Source organism: Vibrio sp. 378 (assembly GCF_033339435.1).
This window is the reverse complement of record NZ_JAWOUO010000118.1, coordinates 1-1,161: the sequence shown is the minus strand read 5'-3', so window position 1 is coordinate 1,161 and position 1,161 is coordinate 1. Positions and strand designations below refer to the sequence as shown.

The window sequence follows — 1,161 nt, the reverse complement described above, 5'->3', positions numbered from 1 at the left end:
TACTGTTACGTGAAACGTGGATCACTTGGGCAGAAGAAGTCCTAACAGAACTTGAAGTAATTGGTTAATTTCCTTTTACTTAGAGACAACGAAAAAGGCTTGCCACTTGGCAAGCCTTTTGTCTTTTTGAAACCGGATTTACGCTTCTACGGCTACACGAGGGCGAACACCCAAAGTATGGCATAGCGCATAAGTCATCTCCGCACGATTCAGCGTATAGAAGTGGAAATCTTTCACACCTTCGCGACTTAGTACACGAACCATATCAATAGCTTGGCTTGCACCTACAAGTTGGCGAGTCACAGGATCATCATCCAAACCTTCAAACTGTTTGCTCATCCATCCTGGCACTTTAACGTTATTCTGCGCTGCAAAGCGTGCGGCTTGCTTAAAGTTCGAAACTGGCAAAATACCCGGTACGATTTCTACATCGATTCCCGCCGCAACACAGCGGTCACGAAAACGCAGATAAGATGCCACATCAAAGAAGAACGGAGTAATGGCACGGTTTGCACCAGCATCCACTTTACGTTTTAGGTTTAGCAGATCCGATTGAGCACTTTTTGCTTCTGGATGCACTTCTGGAAAAGCCGCCACAGAAATATCAAAATCGTGACGAGATTTTAGTAGCTCAACCAAGTCAGAAGCATACATATCTGGAGCACCGCCACCATGTGGGATGTCACCACGCAGCGCAACGATATTTTCGATGCCGTTATTCCAGTAATCATCAGCAATCTCAATCAACTCTGAACGTGTTGCATCGATACAAGTGAGGTGAGGCGCAGCAACTAAGCCGGTCTCTGCTTTGATTTCCTTGATAATGGAATGAGTTCTATCACGCTCACCAGAGTTTGCTCCGTATGTTACCGAAACAAATTTAGGCTTGAGCGTTTTGAGACGATGCACAGAGTTCCACAGCGTTTCTTCCATCTTTTCACTGCTTGGCGGAAAAAACTCAAACGAGACATTAATGTTATCTGACAACTCAGCGATATTCTGGTTTAAGGCGTCGATATGGCCTGCGTGCGTGTATCCCATCTTACTCTCCCTGTGGCACTCCGCCACGAAATCAAAATCCTTGAATCGACGTTTAGACGTCTATATGTCTACAGAATGTATTGAATACGATTTAATGTCAACCTTGTAATTATGAATTTT

At 44.5% G+C, this 1,161-nt stretch carries 1 protein-coding gene; it reads right to left on the bottom strand.

What is annotated here, in order from left to right; translation table 11 throughout:
* Positions 1-138: 138 nt before the first annotated feature.
* Positions 139-1,041 carry a methylenetetrahydrofolate reductase gene (gene metF, locus R7Q48_RS24505; RefSeq protein WP_318132697.1) on the bottom strand — a complete coding sequence of 301 codons (903 nt, stop codon included), beginning with the start codon at positions 1,039-1,041 and terminating at the stop codon, positions 139-141.
* Positions 1,042-1,161: the final 120 nt, after the last annotated feature.

Excerpts from the sequence above, each read along its gene's own strand:
- metF (WP_318132697.1), bottom strand. The coding sequence starts at position 1,041 with ATGGGATACACGCACGCAGGCCATATCGACGCCTTAAACCAGAATATC.